We start from the raw sequence: 26551 nt of genomic DNA on the forward strand, positions 1-26551 counted from the left end.
GCCGCTGCGATCACCGATGCGGACCTGTCGGAAGGAGACGCCAATACGCCCGACACGGTCACGGTCACCTTTGACCGGCTGCCCGATGGCACCACGGCCAATGGGGGCACGCTGGATGTGGCAGGGCTGAGCTGGACCGGCAGTGTGGCCGAGGCCAATCAGCTGGCGCTCACCTTCCCTGAAGACTTCTCAACCGAAAGTTCTCCTGTTGGAACGGCAGAGACGGTCATCGCAGTCTCCACCACCGTGGCGACACCAGAAGGCCAAGTTACTGTCAACTCCACAATTGATATCGCAGCAACGGAAGACATCAACATCACTGCTCAGGACAAGACGGTCGATGAAGACAGTGGGTCGATCGCGTTGAATCTCGGTCTTGCCATTACGGATAGCGACTTTTCCGAGCAGTTGGTTGAACCGGTCTCTATCACATTCTCTGGTTTGCCCAATACAGCAAGCTTTAATGCTGGCAGCTACGATGGCAACACTGGCGTATGGACAGGAACGCTTGCGGAGTATACCGCACTCACCATCACGGACCTGCCGGAGCACTTTTCCGGTGTAATTGGCGGGGAAGTGACTGCCAACTCGAATGAAGGCAGTGATACGGCCACATTCAAGGTGAATGTGTTGCCGATTGCCGAGCCAACAATCACCATGAGCGTGACAGCTGTCGACACCGCTGGTGATGTGGTGATTGCCAAGGAAGATACGCCGTTCACCGTGAGCATCAGTGCGCAAACGCCTGATCAAGATGGATCTGAAAGCCTCAGCACCATTGTCATTTCAAACGTACCGGACGGATGGGTCGCCCTCTCAAGTGGCAATACCGTTGCTTCCGGCGCTTTTGCCTCTGGTGGCAGCGATGTTCAGAGCGCCACTTACAATAGTGCAACGGGAGATCTGACCATCACCTTGAAGCCGGGCCTTCAGACTTGGTCGGGTAGTCTGACCATGAAGCCTTCTGGCGATACAGATCTGGATGTCAGCACGTTGATGGGCGGTGATATGACGGCGACGGTGACGTCGATTGATACCGCAAGTGGCCTTACCTCCGACTCTGAAACAGCAAGTGATACGGTGGAGGTTGACGTCGATGCGGTGATTGATGATCCGGACATTCGCGTGAGCGATCAAAGAACAAATGAGGACCTCAACTCGGTCGGTCAGTCGCGCTTGCGCTTCAATCGTTTGCGCCTTGGGGATACAGATGGCTCTGAGAGCTATGGCACCATAACCGTAACAATTACGTTGGCTGAGACCGCAAGCGATAGCTTCAATCTTGGCAACGACGTTTACCTGTTCTCTAGCGCTTCATCAAACCGAGGCGATATCGCCTTGATCAGCAGCAATGCGACCTCGGCAACCTATGAGATCACGCAGCCTGACGGGGTTTCTGACGCCCAGTTCCAAGGGTTCGTGCAGAACCTTCGTATTTCCTATCCGCAGAATTTCAGTGGTGTTTTTGACATCTCAGGTACTGTTGAGGTCAAGGAGACGGACACCCCCGTCACTCAAAGCGGCGATAACGAATACGATACATCCGACAACACCTTGGTGGAGCCGTTCAGTACACAAGTAACCGTGCAGCCAAAAGCGGAAGCTGAATTGACGGTGACACTTGTGCCGCCGTCAGATGGGTTTGTGACCACTCCGGAAAATGACCCGGATTCCGATGTTGTGGTGCAACCTGGAGACAAGACACCAACAGTGGAGATCAACGAGGACTCCAGTGTAGATCTGCAGATTGCCGCAAGTACGCCAGATACGGATGGTTCGGAAGACATTTCCATCATCACTGTTGTCTGCATTCCAAATGGTTGGTTCCCATATCAACCAAGCGGTGCGGTCGACCCAGCCATATTCGGCGCAGATGCTGCCAAAATACAAAGCGCCACCTATGATCAGTCAACCGGAAATCTGGTGCTTGATCTTGTTCCGGGAACAACCGAGTTCAATGGGACGCTGACACTGACGCCGTTGGCCCATGATGATCGGGACGCCGATGCTTCTGATGCCTTGCCCGGACAGGACAGCAGTGGCTTCTTCGGTGATATTGGCGTCGAGATGACGGTTGTGGACACGCGCAATGCCGGCGGCTCTGTTGAGGATTCACGCCAAGTGTCTGTGAGTGTCGATATTGACGTAGAGGCGGTCAATGATCCGTCCGTCTTGCCAAACCCAACGTCCGTTGAAGAGAACGTGGTTGATGGCTCAGGTGGGATTATGGATATCCCTCTTCTGCCGATTAACCCGGATGTCGATGGCTCGGAAACCATAGAAGCTGTCGTCCTGATGGGAATACCCAAGGGAATGGTTGTCTATTTCCGCGATGCCGGGGGGAGCCTCAACCCTGCAAAACTCACGTCAGTCGATCCCGCAACGGGAACGACAAGTTGGTCTTTGCAGAACGGGCAATGGGAGACAGCGGTCATCTCCGGCGTCCCAACGCACTTTTCCGGCGTTTTGACGGCTGACCCATCTACAGGTGAGCCGATGCGCAGCCCAGATGGTTCGACGACGATTGAGGCGCGAGTAACAACCCGCGAGCTTAATGATGGTGAATTGGGACAAAACGTCGAAGCCCCGCTCATCATCGAGGTTGTTCCTACCGTTGATGGCGGCCGGCCAAATCAGCGCTTCGAGATTGATGAGGATCAGCGGTTCAATCCGAAGCTGGACGGCAACTTGATTGATGACCGGGATCAGTCTCCGGAGGAGCTTACTGGGAATGTGGTCATCTCACTGGGCACTGGTTTGCCGAATTCTGCCGGTGTTAACGCTCGGTTCTTCCTGGATGACCCATCTTCGGGAACCTCCACGGAAATTTTCCTCGATGCTGGCGGTAACATTACAATCCCGGCAGATCAGATCGGTAACTTCGTTGTTGTCCCGCCCAAGGACAGCAACGAAGACTTTTCTCTCGGTATTCAGTACGAAGTGCGGGAGGCTACAGACCCAACAGGTCCGACTAAAACCGAGACCGGTACGCTAACTTTCGAGGTTAAGGGAATAGCGGATACGCCTACGATTTCCGTACCGGCTGGCGGAGCCTCAGAAGCCTATGTTGGGGATGATAGCGGCGCCTTCTTGTTGGACACTGTCAAGGGCGGTGTTGATGGAGCGGCCACGCGTCTGGGTGGGATGATGACTGAAATCCTGCCAGACGGCATCAACTATGATGGGTCGGAGAACATCTACTTCGTGATTACAGGAGATGCTCTTGCGGATGTACCTAAAGGCGGCGGTCTTACAACCGGTACGCCTGCGGTTACGTTCGAGAACGGCATTGATACAGGAGCTGGCGCGGTCATTGTTTCTGCGGCCGACATTGGAAACCTCCAGTTTGTGCCCCGAAATGTTGGTGTAGATACGGACTACAAGTTCACACTGACAGCGATTGTCGTTGAGAACGATGAGAGCATTCCCGCAGGGTCCAATCTGACCGACGCCTCTCAACTCAAAGGTGTCGCGATAGCTCAGGGTGATTTTTACGTTCATGTAGAGAATGTAACCGGCGGAGGCGGGCCGGGCTGTGATATTGACAATCTGCCGCCTGTGCCAGACGTGACGCTCGTTGATGCGACGGACGGTCAATCTCCGCTGAATGGCATCGAGGATCAAGCCCTGACCTTTACGCTCCAACTCAATAACTATGGCGGAGATTGGTCGAGCCTGCCGGACGAAACTTCCGTTGATCTGGATGGCATTCCTGCTGGCTCAACACTGACTGCAAGTGATCCTGCCGCATTGGTGTTCAATCCGGTCACTGGATCGTACTCAGTAGATCCGGCTGTGGTTACACCATCAACCGTGTTCTCACTTACATTGCCCGAACATGTCTCGAGTGCGAATACTCCATTTGATGGGGTAAGTGAGATCTCGACGACATCGCTCTCTCTCAATGTCCGGTGTGGTTTTGCCAACAGTGTTGAGCAAACAACAGCCATTGATGTAGAGCCGGTTGCGGACGCACCAACGGTAACCGTCAATCGCATGGCAGGTTTGGAAGACACACTTATTCCGCTTAATGCGAGTGTTGGATTGGTCGATCCGGGTGAAACTCTTGGCCCCATTGCCGTGATAACCATAAATGCAAGTGATGGGGTTATTACTGATGCGGGTGGAACGCCACTGGTACCCACAAGCACATCCGGAGGTGTACTAGGTTATGAGGTGCCTCTTGCAGATTTGAACTCGCTAAACTTCCAGCCGACAGCCCAACTGCATGGTGAGTTCCCAATCACCATCACGGCGACTTCGATGGAACCGAATGGGGATACGGCGACCACGACCCGAAACGGGACAATCCGGGTGGAAGCGGTTGCTGATGTTGGGAACATTGACTTTGATCCTGGCTTGCCAACGGGCGTTGATGGTGCGGATGTGTTGCCTCTTGTTGAAACGCTGGAGGACATGGACCAGTTACTGGCCAGTGTCGTCAGTGCCTCAACACCGGATCAGGACGGTTCGGAAGTCTATAACATCACGTTGTCGGGTGTGCCGGCTTATCTGACCGTTTCTGCCGGACTGGACAATGGCATTGGCCCAGATGGATTGCGCAGCTTCACCTTGACGCCTTCGGAGTTTGCATCCGTAAAAATCGGTTTGAGCGACGAGCATGCGCGTACACCGGATGGGTTGGATGTATCTTTGCCTGACCAAGTGCGATTGACCGTGCATGTGAACACGTTGGAACTTAGTAATGGAGACACAAACACAGGCCAGGCGGACTTCCTGTTCAAGGTTCTTCCAGATGCTGATGTACCCACGGTTGAAGCGAGCGATGCAGTAACCAACGAAGACACCGAGATCCCACTCTCGATATCCGGGGATGTGACAGATCCTCATGAGGTTATTGCGGAATATGTGATCCGGGATATCCCCGATGGTGCTCAGATACTGGTGAACGGTTCAACCTTTGGAACCGGCCCGGGCGAGGTGCGGGTTCCGGCCGCGGACATAGGCAACGTATCGTTCCTTCCAGCACCTGATAGCTCAGATACCGTTACCTTGAAGGTGGTGTCAGTTGCTTCCGAGCCAACTGTTGGTGATCAAACTGCGGCCAATGCCACGGAAGAATCTGCACCTGCGGATCTGGTTATCACTGTAAATCCGACACCAGATCTTGCGGTTTCCACCTTACCTATTGTTGAGAGTGAAACGTCGTCTGGAGCCGCGCCATTACTCATTGCCTTAAGTCCTTATTTGACCGCGACAGTGGGTGATGTGGATGGGTCGGAAACGCTCGATACAATCTCGCTACAGATCAATGACTTACCCGCTGGTTCGCAGTTTTCTACGGATGGCGGAGTGTCGTTCTCGCAAGCGAACATAAGTTCCGGTGTATTGTCGTATACTGGAGCGGCAAGTGAACTGCCGAATCTGGCGTTGTCGCTGCCGGCTGACTTTTCGACAACCAACCCTGTACAGCCCATATCCGGCACTTTCTCCGCGACCACGAATGAGGGCGGAAACGAAAGCGCGCCAATTTCGATAGTCGTGACGGACACTTCAGATATTGAGTTGTCTTCTGAAGACGTGAGTGGTGTTGAGGATGCGGACGGGATCGGCGTGACCTTGGATTTGAAACTGTCTGCAGCGATTACGGATGCGGATGGGTCTGAAGGGAATGCCAATACACCAGATACCGTCGAGATCAGTTTTGATCGATTGCCGCCTGGGACAAGCGCCAATGGTGGAACACTGGATGTTGGCAGTTTGAAATGGACCGGTTCCGTAGCTGAGGCCAATGCGTTGAGCCTGACATTCCCTCAGGACTTTTCTACGGAGACAGCCTCCGGTGTGTCCACGCCGATACAGGTCAGCACGACTCTTTCTACACCAGAAAGTCAGGAAACAACCAACTCTACGATTACGATTGACCCGGCACCAGATGCAGATGTTTCGGCGGCTCCTGCCGATGTCGCCCAATCCGGTGCGGCGATCGTTGTGCCTTTGAACGTTATGGCAGGAATCTCTGATGCTGTTGGTCCAGTACCTGAAACTCTGGAGCAGGTAGAGATAACGTTCACCGGTTTGCCAGCAGGTGCTTCGTTTAACGAAGGCACTTTGAATGGCAATAGTCTGATCCTTTCACGTGCGAGTTACGCCAATGAGGCCACCTTTATTGCTGCATTGACTGCGGTTGCAGTGACATTGCCCGCAGATTTCTTCGGCGATATCAGTGCACAAGCTCAGGCCACGAGCACTGAAGGAACAGGAGATGTGTTCAACTTCGGCTTCAATGTGAATGCGCAACCGGATGTACAGCCGATTGTGATTGATGAAGCGGATCAGGCCACCTTCGTTCTGACAGAGGCGGATTTCTTGGCGGGCGCGGATGATCCTGATGGCAATACGCTTTCGGTCACCAATGTCCAACTGAGTTCGTCAGATGCCATTTTGCAACCCGGAGCGACGCCCGGTACTTGGGAGGTTACTGTGGATCCGGGGTATAGTGGCTCTTTGCCTGTGACTTTTGATGTGGTGGATAACGGAAGTGCACCTGCGACTACGTCCGCTTCCGCAACGGTGACGGTCAGCAACGATAACAGGATCCAACTTGTTGATACCGGTACAGATGACGCCGTTGCTGACGGCGTAACCGGCGATGTTCTGGCTGACGCGTCAGGGTCTGCGAACCTATATGATGTAGCAGAAGGGACAGCCAACAACGATGTGGTGCGTGTGGATGCCACGCGCGACTATGATGGCATTGATGCATTTGAGTTGTCAGGCGGTCAGGATTTACTCGATCTGTCGCAGGCTACGCGTGGGCTTCAAGGTGACTTGGGCGCCGGCGATGACTTTGCAATTGGGTCTGATTACGCTGACGTGCTGCGCGGTGGGCAAGGAGCTGACCGCTTGGAGGGTGGTGGCGGAGCAGACACCCTTGAGGGAGGCGCCGGTGCCGACACCTTTGTCATGTCTTCCGTTGATGCTGCCGATACCATTGCGGATTACAACGCAGGAGAGGGAGACGTGGTAGACCTTACCGGATTGTTCGACGTCTCCGGTAATGTCAGTGAATATGTTAACTATGACAGCAGTACAGGAAACTTGTCTGTGGACGTTGATGGCAACAGCAACGGAGCCAGTTTTGTCCATGTCGTGACGATTGATGCCTTTGGCGGTGGTGCGCCCGGAAGTGTCAGCATCACCGTGGATGACGGTAGCACAGACAGTAATACTGTCGTTTGATACACCCTCCCGGTTGGGGGAGGAGAGGCAGGGGGAATGCTGGGAGGCGCCCCCTGTTTCTGTTTGTTTGGTCGCTCAACCGCAATGCGGCTTGAGTTCTCGATTACAGGTCCAAGCCGCCAATGGCGACGTATTTGGTGTCCAGATAATCTTCAAGGCCTTGATGGCCGCCTTCCTTGCCCAAGCCGCTTTCTTTCAACCCACCGAAAGGTGCCTCAACCGTGGTGATGATGCCCTCATTGATCCCGATCAGACCATATTCGAGTTCCTCATTGAGGCGGAAAGCGCGTCCCAAATCCTTCGTATAGGCATAGGCTGCCAAACCAAATTCGGTGTCGTTGGCCTTGGAGATTGCTTCTTCTTCGCTGGAGAACCGAAAGATTGCAGCGATAGGACCAAAAATCTCTTCGTTGGTGACCTGCATTGCGTCATTGGCCTCCGCAATAACGGTGGGTTCAAAGAACTGGCCACCTAGTGCGTGACGCTTACCACCTTGGACAATTCGCCCACCTTTCTCACGGGCGTCGTTCATGAACTCATCCATTTTGGCGAGGGCTGTATCGTCAATCAACGGGCCTTGCTCCGTTCCGTCCTCAAGTCCGTTTCCGACTTTCAGTTGTGATGTAGCTGCCGCCAGCTTGCCTACGAACTTGTCGTAGACACTGTCGTGAACGTAGAACCGATTGGTGCAAACGCAGGTTTGGCCGGAGTTGCGGAACTTTGCCGCCATTGCGCCTTTGACGGCGCGGTCCAGATCTGCGTCCTCAAACACAATGAATGGCGCGTTGCCGCCAAGCTCCATGGACACCTTCTTGACCGTATCGGCAGACTGTCGAATGAGTGTTTTGCCAACTTCTGTTGAGCCCGTGAAGGTGACTTTTCGCACAATCGGGTTCGCCATGATTTCACCACCAATGGCGCGAGCCGAGCCGGTAAGAATGTTTACCGCACCTGCTGGAAAGCCCACTTCCTCCGCCAGAACGCCCCAAGCCAGAGCTGAGTACGGGGTGACCGTGGCCGGTTTCACGACTGTGGTGCATCCTGCAGCCAATGCGGGGCCAAGTTTGCGGGCTAACATGGAACTCGGAAAGTTCCATGGCGTGATGGCGCCTACCACCCCTGTTGGATGCTTGGTGACCAGAATGCGTCGACCTCGGAGCGGAGAAGGGACTATGTCGCCATATGCCCGTCGGATCTCCTCTGCGTACCAGAGAACATAGGCCGCCCCGATGGCGATTTCTCCGCGGGCCTCAGCCAGTGGCTTGCCCTGTTCCGTGGTCAGCAGTGTGGCAAGGGCATCCTGATTATCCATCAGCGCATCATGGAGTTTTCTTAGTAGAATGGCCCGCTCGGTAGCTGTTGTTCGCTTGAATTTATTGAAGGCGGTCTGTGCGGCGTCGATCGCGCGTTTGGTTTCAGACGCGCCACTGTTGGGAACTTTGCCAATTACCTCTCCCGTAGCAGGGTTGATAACGTCTACCGTGGCACCGCTCTCAGAGGGGACCCACTGACCACCGATGAGATTGGATTCTTTGAGAAACTTTGAATAATCAGCCATGAGATCCTTGGTCGAACCATACCCTGTTGGAAGATGTATTGATGAATAAACGCGGAGCCGCTTTCATGAGTTCCGTTGTTTGTGAGCGGTGTTAGAGCTACCTCTAGCAGAGGCCGCATAAGGGTTTCCACTCATATTTGGTAGGGTATGATCTGATTTTGCCCCAACGTGCCCGGACCTTTTTTGGCCATCATCACCGACACCATGACGAGTGCCGGTGATTTTTCGCAATACGCTAGACCTAGTTCTCGGCCGCGGCCAAGAGAGAAGCGTTGCCACCAGCCGCAGTTGTATCCACGCAAAGATGCCTTTCAAGAGCATAGCGCTCAGGTTGGCTACGCTCACATATGAGTGGCAACAACTGTCCGTCCCGTTCCGCCAGTTCAGCTCTGTAGCTGTTGAGCAGTGTCATGTCCGCGAAACTGGCGACACCCGCAAGACCTTGGAGTTTGATCAGTGCGTCATCATGCAAGACGGCGTTCACGCCTGTAACTGGAGCTCCGAGTTTTTTCAAACCGTCCGCCAGATCTGATGCGCCGTCGCCGACCAGAAGTGCCGCATTTCCGGCCGCAAGACTGCAAACAGCCTGTTCTTCCAGAGCTGCCCGATCCGGACCGAGGCATAGGAGTGTGCCTCGTGGGGCGCTGGAGAGCTTGTTGGTCTCCCCTGTGGGGCCCGGTAACAACCTGCTCTGGTCGGAGCGGGCCCTGTCAATCAGTACGGCAAGTGCTGGAAATGACATAGCAAGAGCGTCGAACCGGTGCTCGTCAGCAGTCCATGTTTGACCCTGGAGCGCATTCAGTTCCTGTTGCAGTGTTGCTGTACCGACTTGCTCGAGATTGTGCGGGGCGGTTCCCGGCACCACTTGAGCTTTGATCAGGCGAGCCACGTAGTGTGGTCCCCCCGCTTTGGGGCCTGTACCCGATAGTCCCTCTCCACCAAATGGTTGCGAGCCGACGATCGCTCCGATCTGGTTGCGGTTGACATAGAGATTGCCGCAGTGCATCCGATCGACAATGTGCTGAACCCGACTGTCAATACGGGTATGCAAGCCAAATGTGAGTCCATATCCTTTGTCATTGATGGCGTCGATGACGCGATCAATCTGATCTGCCTTGAAAGTGGCTACATGGAGCACAGGGCCGAAGATCTCCTCTTCCAGCTCCTCAATGCCGCTGAGCTTGATCACTGCCGGACCGACAAAATGCCCGATTTGTGGTTTGTTCAAGCGCTTCAACAGCCGCCCGCGCGCCTCCCATTTCTGGCAGTGGGTTTCAATCTTGTTTTGAGAGGCGCTGTCGATAACAGGTCCCACATCCACACTCAAGCTGATCGGGTTTCCCAACTCCAGCTCATCCATGGCGCCATACAACATGGTGAGGAACCGGTCGGCGACATCCTCCTGGATGTACAGCATCCGCAGAGCTGAACAGCGTTGGCCTGCGCTTTGGAAACTTGAGGTGATGATATCACGAATGGCTTGTTCCGGTAGAGCCGTTGAATCAACAATCATCGCGTTCAAGCCACCGGTCTCAGCAATCAATGGTGCGTCGGGCTGCAAGTGGCGCGCCATTGCCTTGTTGATGGTTTGAGCGGTGGCGGTTGATCCAGTGAATGAAACGCCGGCAACCCGAGGGTCTGTCGTCAAGGCGGCTCCCACATCCGATCCGCCACCGGGCAGCAGTTGGACTGCGGCTTTGGGCACTCCGGCTTCATGCATAAGCCGAACGGCAAAGGCTGCGATCAGCGGCGTCGGCGCGGCGGGCTTGGCAATCACTGTATTGCCCGCCGCCAAGGCAGCGAAAATCTGGCCGGAAAATATCGCCAGAGGGAAGTTCCATGGTGAGATGCAGGAAATGACCCCGCGCGGTGAGATGCCGCCATGCTCGCGCTCCAAGCGAATGGCTTCCTGCGCATAAAAGCGAGCAAAGTCAACCGCCTCTCGAAGCTCGTTTATGGCATCAAGATACGTCTTCCCTGCTTCCCTCGTGAGAATGGCGAAAATTTCATAGGCATTGTTCTCAAGGGCGGTCGCAGCGCGGTTGAGAATGGCAGCGCGTTCCTTGGCTGATAATGTCCCCCATTCGGAGGTGCCCTGCTGTGCAGCTGCCAACGCCACCTCGATATCTGAAGAGGTCGCATTTGCGACGGAACCGACCTGATCTTTCGGGTCGCTTGGATTGACGACGGGCACCGCTGGCTTGCCTTGAACCGTGCCGGCGATCAAAGGCGCCGCTTTCCACTGTGTATTGCGAAGTGCAGTCAGTTCCTGCTCATATACGTCGCGGGCTTGCGGGTCGCTGAGGTCCCATCCCTTGGAATTTCTTCGTTCAGGACCAAACAAGGTCGGTCCGGTTTCAATGCGGTCGTTCTGGATTGGCAGGCCAGAGGTCTCGAAGTGTTCAATCGGATCTTCGGCGATGGTCTCGGGTGCGATGGCCTCGTTTCGGATCTGATTGACAAAAGAAGAATTCGCCCCGTTTTCCAGTAGGCGGCGTACCAGATAAGCGAGCAGATCCTTGTGAGCACCAACAGGCGCATAGATGCGGCACCGAGTCTCGTGGGCTTGCATGGTGGTGTCATGAAGCGCTTCACCCATCCCATGCAGGCGCTGGAACTCGAATTCGGTCTTTGAATGGCTTTTTGCCATTTCCAGAATGCATGCCACGCTCTGGGCGTTATGGGTTGCGAACTGAGGATAGATCCGGTCTGTCATGGCAAGGAGTTTGCGGGCGCAGGCTGCGTAGGAAATGTCAGTATTGTTCTTGCGCGTAAACACCGGAAAGTCCGGCAGGCCAAGGGTCTGAGCCCGCTTTATTTCCGTATCCCAGTAGGCACCCTTTACGAGACGGACCATGATTTTGCGGCCATGGTGTTGGGCAAGCTGGTAGAGCCAGTCAATCACTTGGCTGCAACGTTTGCCGTAGGCCTGTACCACTACACCAAAGCCATGCCACCCTTCCAGGGCAGGGTCTGCCAGGACGTGTTCAATCACATCAAGAGACAGATCAAGCCGATCAGCTTCTTCAGCGTCGATGTTGAAACCCATATTGGCTTCGCGTGCCTGTTTGGCCAAGGCGAGCGTTCGAGGGACCAGTTCATTCAGAACGCGCTGTTTCTTCGCAAACTCATAGCGGGGATGCAGAGCCGACAGTTTGACCGAGATGCCAGGGTTTTCGCGAATTTCCTCTGAATGGCAGGCGAGAGCGATTTCGCTGATTGCCTCGGAGTAGGCTGTTTGATAGCGCTGGGCATCCTCTGCGGTAAGTGCTGCCTCGCCCAACATGTCGTAGGAGTAGGTGTATCCCTTGCCCTCATAGTGGCGTGCGTTTTTTCGCGCTTCCGCAATATCCCTACCCAGTACGAACTGTCGTCCCAGTTCCTTCATGGCTTGAGACACTGCGCGGCGCACAACAGGTTCGCCAAGACGCTTTATCATGCCATGCAACGCCCCCGTCAAACCTTGATGGTCCTTGCCGAGCACCTTGCCAGTGAGCAAGAGCGCCCAAGTGGAAGCGTTTACCAGCGATGAACTGGATTTGCCGAGATGCTCGCCCCATTCACTCGGTGTTATCTTGTCAGAGATCAACTCATCGATGGTATCTGGATCTGGCACGCGGAGCAAAGCTTCGGCCAAACACATCAAGGCAATACCTTCTTGAGTTGACAGACCATATTGGCCGAGAAAGCTCTCCATCAGTGTGGGAGTGGTTGTAGAGCGCAGCTCCTTGATCAGGCGTGTCGCTTCCAGCGTAATGGCCTGCCTTTCCGTCTCATCAAGAGCGATGATGTCCGCGAGCTGTTTGACAGTGTCACTTTCGGGGGCCAGATAGGCGGCGCGGATTGTGGTGCGAATATCGGACTTTTCGAGTGTAGCGACCATTAAGCTCTCCCAGGCTGATCGTCTGCGTACTTTCCCGCATATTACCAAAACCGGGCAGGCCATGTTTCCTAGAATTCTTGTGAAATACGGAAATATGACTACAATTGGTTTGTTTTTTAAATCATATGCTCGCGGGGAGGGGTTCTATTGGGAGATTTGGATGGATTTGATCTCAAGATCCTGGAAATACTAGCAGATGACGGACGGATCACGGTTACGGAGCTCGCCCGTCGTGTGGGGCTCTCCAAAACGCCATGCCAATTGCGCATGAAGCGTCTGGAGGAGAAGGGCTATATTCTCGGCTATCGGGCGATCATTGATCCTGTGAAATTGTCAGCGGGTCATATTGCGTTCGTTCAGGTCAAGCTTAATGACACTCGCTCACAATCCCTCGAAGCATTCAACAAGGCAGCGCGGAGCATCCGCGAAATAGAGCAGTGTCACATGATCGCTAGCAGCTTTGATTATCTTCTAAAGGTGCGGACGAAAGATATCGCAAGCTATCGTCAGGTTCTGGGAGAAAAAATCTCGGCCATGCCGCACGTTGCGCAGACCTCGACGTTTGTATGCATGGAGCCAGTGAAGGAAAGGGCCGGCGCGTTCTAACGCGCCACCTCTGGTTCTGCGGTGGTAATGACCTTATGCAGCATGTACTTCGATCCAATGCCATACTCCATCAGCTTTTCATCAAGCTGAGGTACGTGAACTTCTTCAAAACCCCTTTTGTGCCAGTAGTCTACCGCTTGTGGGATCGCAGTTATGGCAATTTGTGAGTATCCGTCGCGTCCTGCCAAAGCGTCCAGTTTTGTCAAGACAGCACGGGCCGCGCCAATGCCTTGAGCCTCTGCAATGAGGGCGATGTCATGGAGGTACATCACATCGCACCCGCCAGGAAGAACCTCTATAACCGAATTCAGCGGTGGGATGTCATTCAGGCGCCATGGATGGGCAATGACATATCCAAGAATATGCTCGGGCTCCGCCTCCGGAACCAGAATAAAGCAACCCTCCGGATACAACGCTCTTTTTTGGTAAAAGCTGGTCGTCTCATCGGGAAGATGCGGGTATGCCTTTTCCATGATCGGGGACAGGCGTCCAACCGCTTCCTCGCTCATTGGCATCCAAATATATCCGTCCATACCATGCTCCACTGTGAAGACAGGATTGGGCCTATCAGTTTAGGTTGCTTTCAGCCACGTGATAAGCCCCTTGTGCCGCTAGGGTATCCGAGAATTTCCTCAGGTTTGTGTCGCTATGCAAGTTGGCAGCCAGTTTGGGTATTCAACTTTAGCGGCAGTTGATTGCGGATGGCGGGGTTGAGATGGCTCGCGAGGTGTTGCCAGTCATCGCGGGGCCGCGGCTTTTGGTACCGCGCGCCCATCTTTTTACCGCTGCCGGAGCTCTATGCTTCCAGGGCTTGCCTTACCCAAGTGTTGCAACCATGACTGCCTTAATGGTGTGCATGCGATTTTCGGCCTGCTCGAAAGCGATGTTGCGTTCTGATTCAAAAACCTCCTCAGTCACCTCAAGGGCTGGCAGACCGAACTTCTGAAAAATCTCCTCGCCAATCTTCGTCTCGCGGTTATGAAATGCAGGCAGGCAGTGCATGAACTTGGTCTTCGGGTTGCCAGTGCCCTTAATCAAGTCGTCATTCACCTGATAAGGCTTGAGCAACTTGATACGGCTTTCCCATACGTCCACGTTTTCGCCCATGGACACCCAGACATCCGTATGGATGAAATCGACGCCGTTTGTTCCTTCCTTCGGGTCTTCCGTGAGCAAAATCCTTGCACCGGTCTTTGATGCGATCTGGTGAGCGTCATCAATCACATGCTGCTCTGGTTGCAGACCCTTCGGTGCCACTATGCGCACATCACAGCCCATTATGGCCCCCAACATCAGCAGCGAATGACCCATGTTGTTTCGTGCGTCACCCAGATAGGCATAAGAGATATCACCGCGGTTCTTCTCGGTGTGCTCTGTCATGGTGAGAAAATCGGCAAGCATCTGTGTTGGGTGCCATTCGTCAGTCAGGCCGTTGTAAACTGGAACGCCTGCGTATTCAGAGAGCTCCTCAACGGCGCTTTGCGATTTGCCACGAAACTGGATGGCGTCAAACATCCGCCCCAGAACGCGGGCTGTATCCTTCATGGATTCCTTGTGACCGATCTGGGAGCCCGAGGGATCTAGGTAAGTTACATGTCCTCCTTGATCCCGCGCCGCCACCTCGAAGGCGCAGCGGGTCCGGGTGGATGTTTTTTCGAAAATCAGACAGATGTTTTTCCCCGTCAGCATCTGCCGTTCCAGACCCGCGTATTTGGCCCTCTTCAGATCGCGAGCAAGATCTATTAGGTGTAGCAGTTCCCGCTGTGTGAAGTCTTTGATTTTCAAAAAACTACGGCCCTTGAGGTTGAAAGCCATTGCCTCTGGTCTCCCCTGTAATCTGGAATTATCTATTCGGTTGTTCTTGAAAGAAAAATGGATCTGGCACAGAGCCGACGTCAACTGCGAAGCATGACAAGTTGCTTTATCGGTTTCGTCGTATGCTCATCGTAGTGCCACCCGTTCAAGCGGAGTATTGGTCCATGTGGCGCCTTGATTCTTGCGCCTGATGAAAAAGGCGTTCGACAGATCTGCTGATCTGAGCCTTAAACAGTTCAACTGATCTTACGCCTTACCAGCAGTTGTGGCTAGATAGAGTTTTCAGTTTTGCGTTTTTCTTTTGGGCAACGTTGTGTTGGTTGCCTGTCACTTGCTTCATGTTAGAGACAACAACACATCAACAAGTTTTTGCGAGTCATATTTGCCGGGCTCGTTCTTACGAGCCAAGGGCAGAGCGACCAGTTCGATTTTGTGATCTTTTAGAATACCGATATCCAGATAATCTGCGAAACAAGTATCAGCCACAATAAAATTCAACAACTGCGATGTGGGTGTCGAGGCCCCCGCGTCTTTCTTCAATTGGCTGATGAGACGCTCAACTGCCTGTGTAGGGGAGATGCCGGTCAACTCCGGATCTGTGCCAAGGCTGGGCACGTACACTTTGGGGTTACCGTTTTCCGCAATGGTCCGGCCAACGCCCCGTGGGAGAAGATTTGCCAGTACGGAGCTGAAGAAACTGCCCGGCGGATAGCAGATCAGATCTGCCTCGAGTACCAGATCCTGCCGACGCAGCGGAAATGGTACGTCCACCGGCTCCATGCTGTCGAGCGACGTTGTGAGAAACACGTCGATAATGGGGCTCGTGATCGGGTCGACCTCTTTGCCAGTCATCATGTGCTGACCGACAATGATACGCCCGTCTTCAAGGCGTGCAGCCAGATGCAGCTTTTCGTTGGTGGAAACGGTAACATGACCAAGCGTGTTCACCAATTTGGAGAACAAAAACACGATGGGATCTAGCTCGCGATTGTTGTTCAAGTAGCCGCCCGCAAGAATGAGGTTTCCCAAGCTTGCACCGCGCAAATCGAAGTCCTCCGGCATTGCGAGGGCGAAATAGTGGAATTGGTTCTGGATCAGGCCGCGCATGGGCATAGGAACTGCGGCAATCAGGGGATGGCTGCCACCTACAAGCCCTGCCAATTCGTGACGCAAGGTTGTGTGACTGGCTGTTTTCGGCAGTCGGTGGGAGAAAAGCTGATAAACCTCAGGGTGCCCGAGAAGGCTTTCATCCGCTAATGCCATCAAACGGCTGCGTACATCCCCAATGGCAGGCATGTCGAAGGCTTGGCGCAGGATTGCAGAACTGCCTCCGCTGTCGAATGGCGTTATGAGATGCGCGCTGTTGTGTGTGTAGGCCTTAAGTGTTCTGGAAATGCCGTTAAGTGCCGTGCCGCCGCTGAAAAACAGGAGTTTGGGACCGAGCTCCGGCACACGTTTGTATCGGTTGATGCGAACCGGATCGGGGAGTTTCAAACGGCGTTTAATCTGCATGGCGCACCGAGCTGTTTGGGGATGGCATGCGTCGGTTGTAGTGGGAACTTCGGGATGGAGCAATGATGCCGAAGTTGTTCCCGTTGTTCTTCACGGGGCTTTGAGCCGCAATGGTGTGCTGGAGTTTTGGATGGTACCTTGCTATAGGGCCTGCTGATACAAATGGGCCGTCCGACTCGGCAAGAGAACAGCAAAGGCAGAAGCGCAATGATGAAACTGCGCGAAATCCGGCAAATGCTTTTTGACAGCAAGCAACTTCTTCAGGAAGAGCTTGTCCTGAGCCGGCACGGACACTCGTTTGTGTTGCGCAGTAACAATGCGTCTCTCCTGTCGGAACTGACGAGTCGGCTGCGGAATTACATCGTTGATCCTGATGATAAGGTCGACGTAGGGGCCACAATTGTGGTTTTTGAAGGTGAGGATGTTGAAATGCCCTTCAGGTGGCGTCAGTGGCCGCTTGTTGATGGAGAGGGCACCGGCATTCGCGATCTGAAAAAGGCTCGCGCGGTGCGGCAAGCTTCCATTGGTCTGACTTTTCTCCAAAGTCGGAAACACCGTATAGCCCGGGGTGCTTGCGCGGAGAATCTCGATCGTATCGAAGAGTTCATTCACCAGCAATTTGCCAATGAATTGCTCAGCGAGGGTGGAGTTTTATGCCATGCGACATGCATTCGCATGGGGGAGCGGGCGATCGCGATTGCAGGCCCGGATCGTGAGAGGGCCGAAGCGCTTGCAAACGCTGTGCTGGTAGATCCGCGAGCTCAACTGGTGACCCAGGGCGACGTGATCGTTAGCGGTAAACCCGGCTTCCGTCCTCTGGCATATGTCTTGGCACCTAAAGCGGATGCGCCAATGGAAGGTGCAGCTGCAGAGGTTCCATCCCGGAAAAAGGGTCAAGCCAAAGGCAAAAAGAAAGGCGCTGTCGTACCTTCAACAAAGGCACTTGCCTTGTCCACTCTGGTCCTGACAAATCGGCTGGACGCGGCGGATAAAGAAATTGATGTGCGCCGTATCAATCCGCTATCCCGACCAGGGCTCATCACAGGGGTGATGGTGGGAGCGACACCATTTTCTGCAAAGCCTGAAGGTGGCTACTTTGCGCCGGGCGAAGCACCGAGTGTGCGCGCTTATGTTCAGCAACTGAAAAACCTTGATTGCTATGAAGCGCGTATTGATTTGGGCGCTGGCAACATGGGCCATGCCGCTCCTGCATTGTTAGAGACCGCAGCATAACCTGCGGCAAACTGCGGTTAACTTGTAATCCCGATAGATCCTGCCTTGGGATTACCCTATTTGCTTGGCATGAGCTGCCCTATCGGCATCAATAAAACAACCAAGAAAGAGAGTTAATGAGCTACTCCGAGTATTCGGGAGCTGCCTCTGGCTCTGAAGACACGTTTACTTCGATCCCTGTTGCATTCATGAAGACCTCTGAGCGTCTGGGGGCTCAGGCTGCCTACTGCGTGCGCACTGATGCAGGTTGGGAGCCAACCAGCTGGGCGGAATACGCCAGGCAGGTGTGTCAAGCGGCCCGTGCGTTGATTGCAATCGGCGTTCGAGCAGGCGATACAATCTGTATCCTGAGCTACAACCGGCCCGAATGGACCATTACGGACATCGCAGCGATGATGATCGGTGCGTCTCCAACCGGCATTTATTGGACCGCGTCACCAGATGAAATCCGGTATATCCTGCGCCATAGCGAGGGTCGGGTTCTGATTGCTGAAGACGAGCAGCAGCTTGATCAGCTCAAGGAACATCGAGGCGAGTTTGTCCATCTGCGCTGCGTGGTGAAGCTTAACGGGAAGCCCAACGACGAGAAAGAGTTGGACTGGGATAGCTTTATGGCTTTGGGCCGCGCGGAAAAGGCGGCAGATCTGGAAGAAGAGCGCATCCGCCGTCTGAACGCTCTGTTACCTGAAGATATCGCCGTGCAGATTTATACGTCTGGCACTACCGGCAAGCCCAAGGCCGTCCAATTGAGCCATCGTGCATTGCGTGCCGAATCCGACGGTTTGACGCATGTTCAGCGAATGACCAGTGATGACCGATACCTCTCCTACCTGCCTCTGGCCCATGTTGCAGAGCAAGTGGGTACGATCGTGCAATCCTGCGATCATGGATATTGCGTCTACTTTGCACGTTCAATTGCGGAGGTGCCCGAGCATTTGAAAGAGGTGCGCCCCTCAATCCTGTTTGGAGTGCCGCGTGTTTACGAGAAGATGATGGACAAGGTGCAAGAGCGCCTCGCTACCGTCACGGGTGCCAAGCGCAAGTTGGCAGACTGGTCACTGACCACGGTGCGCCAATGGCATGAACGTAAGCTTGAAAAGCAACGAACCGGGCCGCTTCTTGATTTGAAGGCTCGATTGGCGCGCAAACTCGTCGTGGATAAGGTCAAGCGGCAGATCGGGCTGGACAAGCAAAACATCATTATCAGTGGCGGAGCACCGTTGCCGCTGGAAGTTCAGAAGTTCTTTCTTGGCCTCGATGTCGTGCTGCGCATCGTCTACGGACAATCGGAGAGTTGTGGCGGGACCACGTTCAACTCGCCAGATGAAACGCGACTTGGATCGGTAGGCAAGCCGATCTATGGCATGGAAGTGAAGATTGCGGAGGACGGGGAGATCCTTGCCAGGGGGCCTGCGAACTTTTCGGGCTATTCCCACGATCCTGAGGCGACAGACGAAGTGCTCGTGGATGGTTGGCTGCGCACCGGTGATATCGGATACATTGATGAGGATGGCTTCGTTTATGTAACCGGTCGCAAACGGGATATCATCGTCACCTCCGGAGGCAAGAATATTGCTCCGGCAAAACTGGAACAGCTTCTGGGAGCCGATCCTCTCATAGAATACTCAGTCGTTGTAGGAAATAACCGCAATTATCTGGGTGCGCTGCTGTCTCTGGAACCCCAGGCTCTGGCTGATTTTGCACAGGCACATGGCTTGTCGATGGAGGAGGTTTGGGAGTCTGCGCAGTTGAAGGTTGCATTGGATAAAGCCATTGCCGTTGTGAATGCGAAAGTTGCGCGCGCAGAACAAATCCGCGACTTTCGGGTCATCAGAGAAGGACTTTCCATCAATGCTGGCGAGTTAACCGCGACACTCAAAGTGCGTCGCGCAGGTGTTCTGGACAAACACGGATCACTCGTTAATCAGATGTATTCCTCTTAAAAAAAGCCCCCTTCAGGCACCTGAGGGGGCTCTTTTTTGCATTCGATGCAGCTTTTAGTCTTCAAGGAACCACTTGGCTGCGTTGCCGTAGCAGATATCCTTAACCATCTGGCCAGCAAGCTCATAATCCGCCGGCATATGGCCCTTTGTCATCCATTCGCCGATCATCTTGCAGAGCAGACGGCGGAAATATTCGTGACGTGGGAATGACAGGAAGGAACGGCTGTCAGTCAACATGCCGAGGAACTGAGAGAGCAAACCCATTTGAGCAAGCTGCGTCATCTGACGTTCCATGCCATCCAGCTGATCGTTGTGCCACCAGCCGGTGCCGGCCTGCACCTTGCCGCCAATTGAGCCATCCTGGAAGTTGCCGGCTGTTGTTACAACCACTTCGTTCTTGGTCGGGTCAAGGGAGTAAAGCACTGTGCGCGGCAGGAGATCGTCTTGATCCAGCGTATCGAGGAACTGGTTCAGCGGGTTGGCAAGCTCGCGGTCATCAATGCCATCCACACCGACATCCGGGCCCAGTGCCTTGAACAGACGGGTACGGTTGTTTCGGGTCGCGCCGACGTGAATTTGCATGACCCAGCCACGGCGAGCGTATTCCTGCGCCAGATAAACTTGAACGGCAGACTGGAAGGCAGTGATGTCGTCCAGAGTCAGAGTTTCGCCATTCAAGCCAAGCTTGAAGACGCGCTCCAACTCGGTGGCGCCGGGAACAGGCGCGAACAGCATGCAGTCGAGGCCGTGGTCTGCAGCGCGGCAGCCATGCGCATCAAAGTGGTCGAGGCGAAGCTTCAAGGCTTCCAGAAGTTTTTCGTAGCTGTTGATGTCAAAGCCAACAGTCTCCGCCAGACGGGCAATGTAGCCCGGGAATGCGGGTTTGTTGATCTTGAAGGCGTTGTCTGGGCGGAACGTTGGCCGCACCTTCATCGAGATGTTGGCGTCTTCTGCGATCTGCTTGTGGTAGCGCAGATCATCTGCCGGGTCGTCGGTTGTGCCGAGCATTACCACGTTCTGCATTTCCAGCAGCCCGCGCGCACCGAATTCTTTCTGTGCCAGTTTCTGGTTACAGGTTTCCCAGACTTGATCTGCCGTTTTGGCGGACAAGACGACGCCATCAAGCCCGAAGTAGCGGTACATCTCAAGATGTGACCAATGGTAGAGCGGGTTGCCGATGAACTTCGGCATGACTTCCGCATAGGCGTTGAACTTTTCGCGGAAAGTCGTTTCGTTGCCGGTGATGAAGCGTTCGTTTACCCCGGCCCAACGCATGGCGCGCCACTTGTAGTGATCTCCGGCAAGCCAAGTGCTGCCGATGTCCTCAAACTGTTGGTTCTCGGCAATGGCTTTGGGGTCGAGGTGGTTGTGATAATCCACGATCGGCATGTCGGCGGCGTAATCGTGGTAGAGCTTCTTTGCTGCTTCCGTTTCAAGCAGAAAATCTTTTCCCAGGAAAGGCTGCATCATGACGGTGCCCTTGTTGCTTTGGGAGACCGCGGTCTCCGCTGATTGGTGAAAGAGGGCCGGCCGGCCCCTTTGCGCCTGTGTCAAAGGGGTCGGCCGCAGAGGTCTTGGGGGGAGACCCGATCAGTTCGCGAGGTCGGCAACAGCCTGTGCGGCACCCTTGTCCGCTACTTCTGCATAGGCAGCATGAACAGCCTTTGTGAACTTCTCATTGGCTACAAGGTCAGCCGGGAATACGGCGTCCAGAGCCAGAAGAGCGTTGACATAGGCTTCGCGATCATCTGCGTACGTTTCCACGATCTCCGCGAGCTTGTCTTTCATCGGGTCCACGACTTCGTACGTCTCATCGCCACGCTTGCCCTTGATGTAGTTCATCCAGCCGCCGATGCCGAGGATCAGATGGCGGTGATCAGTGCCGTGTTCCAGATGATACCGGACAGAGTTCAGCCAGCGCTGCGGCATTTTCTGAGTGCCGTCTGCGGCGATCTGCCATGTGCGGTGCTTCAGCTGAGAGTTGGAATAACGCTTCAGCAACATGTCAGCATAGCCGATCAGATCAACATCACCCGGTACGTCCAGCGTTGGCCGCTGTTCGTCTACCATCAGCTTGCGCGCCTCGGCGTAGAACACAGGGTCCGCTGCACATTCTGCGATGGTTTCCTTGCCGGCGAGGAAGCCAAGGTAGGCGAGGAAGGAGTGGGAGCCATTGAGCGTGCGCAGCTTCATTTCTTCGAATGGAGCTACATCTTCGACCAACTGTGCTCCGGCCAGTTCCCACTGAGGCCGACCGGCAGTGAAGTTGTCTTCAATCACCCACTGGCGGAACGGCTCGCAAACAATGCAGTTCGGGTCAGCCTGTCCAACCAGTTCGTCACGGACGATCGCGCGGGATTCGTCGGTGAGAGCCGGTACGATGCGGTCAACCATGGTGGATGGGAAGGTTACGTTTTCTTTCACCCAAGCGGCCAAATCCGGATCAAACGTTGACGCGAACTCCTGAACTGCAATGCTGGTCAGGTAGCCATTATGCGGCAGGTTATCACAGGACATGACGGTGATAGGTCCGTTGCCCAGTTCGCGGCGCTTGCGCAGACCAGCTACAATCAAGCCAATGGCGGTCTTGGGCGCGGAGAGGTTTTCAAGATCATGCTGGATCATCGGGTTATCCGTATCCAGGTGTTCATTCCTCACGCAGTAGCCCTTTTCGGTGATCGTCATGGAGATCACCTTGAGATCCTCTTCAGCCAAGCCGTTGATGAGCTTTTCAATGCCATCGCGGGCAACGTGCTGTGTATCGCAGACTGCACCCAGCAACCGGGTTGACTTGCCTTCATCGCTCGTTTCCACGAGCGTGTAGAGACGTTGATTGGCGTCCAGATGGTTGAACAGATCGGGAGTGCCGAACAGCTCAATCACGCGCATACCCCAATCACCGCCGCCTGCAGCAAGGGTTTCATGCAAGTGCATTGCGATGTGAGCACGGGCAAAGGCACCAAAGCCGATATGGGCAACGCGCGCCTTGAGCTGCGTGCGATCGTAAGTTGGTTGTTCAACGCTCGCTGGGAGCGCATTCAGATCGAGAGGCTTAAATTCTGTCGTCATTAGTGATCAACCTTTAGAATTCGCTGAGGGCAAAGGCCATGGAGGCGGTCGGTAGCGCGTCCCCATTGACGCGGAGCGGAATATCCAAACCGTTGGTGCCAAGACCCGCAACGCTTACAATAACCTGACGCTCACCTGGCTCCATGGAACCCGTTCGGCGTATGGTCAATTCGTTCCCAGAAGCTGTGCCAGTCAACTGGATTTCGAGAGTGAGGTGCTCGCCGTTTTCCCATTTGCGGCTGATGCCGTCATCCTCGAACACATCGAGCGTACGCTCGCCGGTTCCTTGGAATGGGAAGACTGCCAGCTCTTCAAGGTGGCATTCTGTTGTATTCTTGGCAAAAGCGTTTGCCAGCGGAATGACAGTACCTGCGCGTACGAACAGAGGCAAACGTTCCAGAGGTGCGTCCACCTCGATCGTCTGGCCACCTGCATGGTAGATACCGGTGTCGAACTCGTACCAACCAACGCCATTTTCAGGCAGGTATACTTGGCGTTTGCGTTGGCCTTCTGTCACGACGGATGCGACCAGTATGTCTTCACCAAGCATGAAATCGTCGTTCTCGGTGAAGGTGTTCTGATCAGCCTCGTGGTCCATCAATGTTGGACGTAGCATAGGCTCGTCGTTGACATGAGCCTTCCACAGCAGGGTGTAGAAATAGGGCAGGAGCTGCTGACGCAGGTGCATTGCTGCCCGGATCATCGGCGTTACTTCTGGATACATCCAAGGTTCGTTGACAGTTTTGTCGTCATTCCATGAATGGATCGTGAAGCGAGGATGCATGACACCGTTCTGCACCCAGCGGACAAACAGCTCAGGATCCGGCCGGTCGCCAGAGAAGCCGCCTACGTCGTGTCCGATGTTGTAAATACCTGACATGGACAGGCCTAGGCCCATCTTGATGTTGTATTTGAGGTTGTTCCAACCGGTGCGGTTGTCACCCGTCCATGTCTGAACATGCCGCTGCAGGCCAGGGCAACCACTGCGGGAGATCAGGTAGGGACGTTCTTCGGGCGCATATTCGAGCTGAGCTTCTTCGGAGGCCCGCATCATGAGCAGGGAGAACAACGGGCGAATGAGACCAACGTCAATTGGTTTGCCAAAGCCATCACACTGAGCTTTGAAGTCCCAGATTTCATACTCGTTGTTGTCATTCCACGTGGAGCCGATTCCACGCTCAAGCAGCTGTTCTGTTACGTTCTTTTTCCACCAATCAATTGTTTCCTGCCTAGTGAAGTCAAGGTGCGATCCGTCGGAATCCCAATAGAGGGAGATTTCAGGCTGGTCGGCTTCGCTGTCCTTGATGAACAGTCCACGGCTTGCCAAATCGTCGTACATCGGGTGGCTGGTCAGCAAGCATGGTTTGATGTTTGCAGCCAGATTGATGCCGGCGTTGCGGAACTTGTCCGTCATGCCCTTCGGATCAGGGATCTTGTCGTAGTTCCAGTTGAATACGTAGCGCAGATCTCCGATGGAGGTGTATCCGGAGGAGAGCTGGAAGCTGTCGCACGGGATCGCGTGCTGTTCAACCAGGTCGATAAAGCCTTCAAGCTGTTCTTGCGCGTTGGGGGCGTCTGTATAGCTCATTGTGGAGCCGGAATAGCCGAGGCTCCACTTGGGAGGAAACGCCGTCTTGCCGGTCAAGCGAACCTGTGACTTGGTGACGTCCTTGATGGTTGGGCCGAGCGTGAAGTAGTAGTCTAGGTCCCCGTCTTCACACCGGTAGGCTCGGTAAGCCACGTGGTAGTTGTCGAGTTCGTTGCCAAGATCGAACCAGCACGTCGCCAGATTGTCGTAGAACACACCGTAGGCAATGCCGCTTTCACTCTTGGTGATGGTGAACGGCAGGTGCTTGTAAAGCGGGTCCGTCGTCTCGGCGTCATATCCCATTGCGTCCAGGTTCCGCATTTCATAGCGGCGCCCGTTGCGTTGAAGATTGCCGGCTTTTTCTCCAAGGCCGTAGTAGCGATCACCTTTGAACCGACGCAGGAAGTGCGAGTTCTTGTGGTCTTGAAGGCCCAGCATGTAGGCATGGGTCGGACGGTCGGCTGCAATGGTGACCCACTGACCGTTCTCGTCCTTGGCTTCCCACTGCAGGGCGAGAGGCTTGATCACCGTAACACGCAACTTGGCGGTTTCGATCACCAGTTTCTCGTCGCTCAGGTCCTGTTTGAAGGTGGGCAACGAGAAGCCGTCGGTGGCAAGCCGCGAGCGTCCCCCCCACGGAACGGTCGTTCCGTGGGGTTGGATGGACCACGTCCGGTCCTGCCTCAAGGTCTTGTCCTTTTGAAGCAGGACGCGGATCACGTCGTCTTCAAGAACAAAGATCGAGAACAGGTGACGGTTTTGCACCTCAAGATCGATGCGATTACCGTCGGTGGTGTGATGAGACCAGTGTTTGAGTGCTTTCATTGTCGTGATCCCTTATCCGCCGTAACCGAGGATTACGCGTGGAAGGAAGAGGCTGATTTCCGGGACGAAAGTAACGAGCATGAGGATGGAAATCACGGCCACGTAGAAGGGCAGCATGGGCTTGATGATGTCCTTGATGGCCACATTGCCCACGGAGCAGGAGATGAACAGGGCGCTGCCCACCGGCGGGGTGATGATGCCGATACACAGGTTGTAGGTCATCATGATGCCGAAGTGCACCGGATCCATGCCCAGCTCGGTCGCCACCGGCAGGAAGATCGGCGTGAAGATCAACAGCGCCGGGGTCATGTCCATGAACGTTCCGATGACCAGCAGGCACAGGTTGATCACCAGCATGATCACCAGCGGGTTCTCAGAGACATTGGCCAGCGCTTCGGCAATGGCATACGGAATGTCGGAGAACGCCATGGCCCAGGACATGCCGATGGAACAGCCGATCAGGAGCAGCACGATGGAGGAGGTAATGGCCGATTCAAGGATCACGCCGGGCAGATCGGTAAACTTCACTTCCCGGTAGATGAACACGGCCAGCACCAGAGAATAGACCACCGCCACGGCAGAGGCTTCGGTGGCGGTAAAGATGCCGCCGATGATCCCGCCCATGATGATGACGATCAGCATCAATGGCAAGATGGCGTCCAGCGTCTTGTAGACCACTTCCTTGAACGGCGGCATGGGGATGATCGGGTACCCGCGCTTGGCGGCAATGATGCCGGCCACGATCATCACGCCCAGCCCCATCAGGATGCCCGGAATGTAACCGGCCACGAACAGGGTGGCAACGGAGGTGCCCCCGGAGATCAGGGAGTACACGATCAAGGTGGAGGACGGCGGAATGAGCATGCCCGTCGGGCAAGAAGCCGCGTTCACGGCCGCCGAATAGGACGGGTCGTAGCCTTCCTTCTTCTGCAGCGGAGACATGATGCCGCCCACCGCAGCGGCAGAGGCCACAGCCGAGCCGGAGATGGCGCCAAACAGCATGTTGGCCAGAACGTTACAGTGCGCCAGCGCGCCGGGCAAACGCCCGCCCAGCACCTTGGCCAACTCGATCATGCGGGCCGCAATGCCGCCCCGGTTCATGATGTTGCCGGCCAGAATGAAGAACGGAATGGCCAGAAGGGTAAAGCTGTCCAGACCGGTGGCCATGCGCTGTGCGACCACAAACACGGCCTGATCAAAGGACATCAAAACGGTGATGCAGGTAACCGTCGCCAGACCGATCGCAAACGAGATCGGCACACCGAACGTCACCAGCACGGCGAAAACGCCAAACAGGATAAGTGCGCTTTGCAGTT

Annotated in this window: 13 protein-coding genes; 4 read left to right on the top strand and 9 right to left on the bottom strand. The window is 54.8% G+C overall.

Annotated elements, in window-relative coordinates:
* Nucleotides 1-7203: cadherin-like domain-containing protein (locus tag G512_RS21245; RefSeq protein WP_036489842.1), on the top strand; the 7203-nt coding region annotated here is incomplete at its 5' end.
* Between the two features lie 103 nt (nt 7204-7306).
* Here G512_RS21245 and G512_RS0114235 read toward each other — a convergent pair.
* The gene (locus G512_RS0114235) at nt 7307-8761 is read right to left on the bottom strand and encodes an NAD-dependent succinate-semialdehyde dehydrogenase (protein WP_028482301.1); all 1455 of its coding nucleotides are present in this window, start codon (nt 8759-8761) and stop codon (nt 7307-7309) included.
* Nucleotides 8762-9002: 241 nt separating this feature from the next.
* Complete coding sequence (putA, locus tag G512_RS0114240; protein ID WP_028482302.1) at nt 9003-12644, bottom strand: bifunctional proline dehydrogenase/L-glutamate gamma-semialdehyde dehydrogenase PutA; 3642 nt, start codon at nt 12642-12644, stop codon at nt 9003-9005.
* A 147-nt stretch (nt 12645-12791) separates the two neighbouring features.
* On the opposite strand from putA, the gene G512_RS0114245 reads away from it, so the two are divergent.
* On the top strand, nt 12792-13250 hold the full coding sequence (locus G512_RS0114245) for an Lrp/AsnC family transcriptional regulator (RefSeq protein WP_036489843.1): 459 nt from the start codon (nt 12792-12794) through the stop codon (nt 13248-13250).
* Here the strand turns inward: G512_RS0114245 and G512_RS0114250 are convergent.
* The 3 genes from G512_RS0114250 to G512_RS0114260 all read right to left on the bottom strand — a co-directional run bounded on the left by G512_RS0114250 (nt 13247) and on the right by G512_RS0114260 (nt 16577).
* The gene (locus G512_RS0114250; protein ID WP_051269385.1) at nt 13247-13783 is read right to left on the bottom strand and encodes a GNAT family N-acetyltransferase; all 537 of its coding nucleotides are present in this window, start codon (nt 13781-13783) and stop codon (nt 13247-13249) included. The genes G512_RS0114245 and G512_RS0114250 overlap by 4 nt on opposite strands.
* A gap of 283 nt (nt 13784-14066) precedes the next feature.
* Entirely contained in the window at nt 14067-15065 is a 999-nt protein-coding gene (gene argF, locus G512_RS0114255) for an ornithine carbamoyltransferase (protein ID WP_028482305.1), read from the bottom strand.
* Nucleotides 15066-15401: 336 nt separating this feature from the next.
* Complete coding sequence (locus G512_RS0114260; RefSeq protein WP_028482306.1) at nt 15402-16577, bottom strand: GAK system CofD-like protein; 1176 nt, start codon at nt 16575-16577, stop codon at nt 15402-15404.
* A gap of 207 nt (nt 16578-16784) precedes the next feature.
* On the opposite strand from G512_RS0114260, the gene G512_RS0114265 reads away from it, so the two are divergent.
* Complete coding sequence (locus G512_RS0114265) at nt 16785-17810, top strand: hypothetical protein (protein ID WP_028482307.1); 1026 nt, start codon at nt 16785-16787, stop codon at nt 17808-17810.
* Nucleotides 17811-17926: 116 nt separating this feature from the next.
* Nucleotides 17927-19753 (top strand): AMP-dependent synthetase/ligase, encoded by a 1827-nt coding sequence (locus G512_RS0114270; RefSeq protein WP_028482308.1) that lies wholly within the window; start codon nt 17927-17929, stop codon nt 19751-19753.
* 54 nt (nt 19754-19807) lie between these two features.
* On the opposite strand, the gene uxaC is transcribed toward G512_RS0114270, so the two are convergent.
* From uxaC to G512_RS0114290, 4 genes are all read right to left on the bottom strand, one after another.
* A complete protein-coding gene (gene uxaC, locus G512_RS0114275) occupies nt 19808-21223 on the bottom strand; it encodes a glucuronate isomerase (RefSeq protein WP_208975027.1) in 1416 nt (471 codons plus the stop codon).
* A 120-nt stretch (nt 21224-21343) separates the two neighbouring features.
* Nucleotides 21344-22822, bottom strand: a complete 1479-nt coding sequence (locus G512_RS0114280) for a mannitol dehydrogenase family protein (RefSeq protein ID WP_036489844.1) — start codon at nt 22820-22822, stop codon at nt 21344-21346.
* 13 nt (nt 22823-22835) lie between these two features.
* A complete protein-coding gene (locus G512_RS0114285; protein ID WP_028482311.1) occupies nt 22836-25235 on the bottom strand; it encodes a glycoside hydrolase family 31 protein in 2400 nt (799 codons plus the stop codon).
* 12 nt (nt 25236-25247) lie between these two features.
* Nucleotides 25248-26549, bottom strand: a complete 1302-nt coding sequence (locus tag G512_RS0114290) for a TRAP transporter large permease (protein WP_028482312.1) — start codon at nt 26547-26549, stop codon at nt 25248-25250.
* Nucleotides 26550-26551: the final 2 nt, after the last annotated feature.

It is taken from the genome of Pseudovibrio exalbescens DSM 16456 (assembly GCF_000422785.1).
In the GTDB taxonomy this organism is placed as follows: domain Bacteria; phylum Pseudomonadota; class Alphaproteobacteria; order Rhizobiales; family Stappiaceae; genus Pseudovibrio; species Pseudovibrio exalbescens.

Excerpts from the sequence above, each read along its gene's own strand:
- G512_RS0114235 (WP_028482301.1), bottom strand. The coding sequence starts at position 8,761 with ATGGCTGATTATTCAAAGTTTCTCAAAGAATCCAATCTCATCGGTGGT.
- putA (WP_028482302.1), bottom strand. The coding sequence starts at position 12,644 with ATGGTCGCTACACTCGAAAAGTCCGATATTCGCACCACAATCCGCGCC.
- G512_RS0114250 (WP_051269385.1), bottom strand. The coding sequence starts at position 13,783 with ATGGACGGATATATTTGGATGCCAATGAGCGAGGAAGCGGTTGGACGC.
- argF (WP_028482305.1), bottom strand. The coding sequence starts at position 15,065 with ATGGCTTTCAACCTCAAGGGCCGTAGTTTTTTGAAAATCAAAGACTTC.
- G512_RS0114260 (WP_028482306.1), bottom strand. The coding sequence starts at position 16,577 with ATGCAGATTAAACGCCGTTTGAAACTCCCCGATCCGGTTCGCATCAAC.
- G512_RS0114265 (WP_028482307.1), top strand. The coding sequence starts at position 16,785 with ATGATGAAACTGCGCGAAATCCGGCAAATGCTTTTTGACAGCAAGCAA.
- G512_RS0114270 (WP_028482308.1), top strand. The coding sequence starts at position 17,927 with ATGAGCTACTCCGAGTATTCGGGAGCTGCCTCTGGCTCTGAAGACACG.
- uxaC (WP_208975027.1), bottom strand. The coding sequence starts at position 21,223 with ATGATGCAGCCTTTCCTGGGAAAAGATTTTCTGCTTGAAACGGAAGCA.
- G512_RS0114280 (WP_036489844.1), bottom strand. The coding sequence starts at position 22,822 with ATGACGACAGAATTTAAGCCTCTCGATCTGAATGCGCTCCCAGCGAGC.
- G512_RS0114285 (WP_028482311.1), bottom strand. The coding sequence starts at position 25,235 with ATGAAAGCACTCAAACACTGGTCTCATCACACCACCGACGGTAATCGC.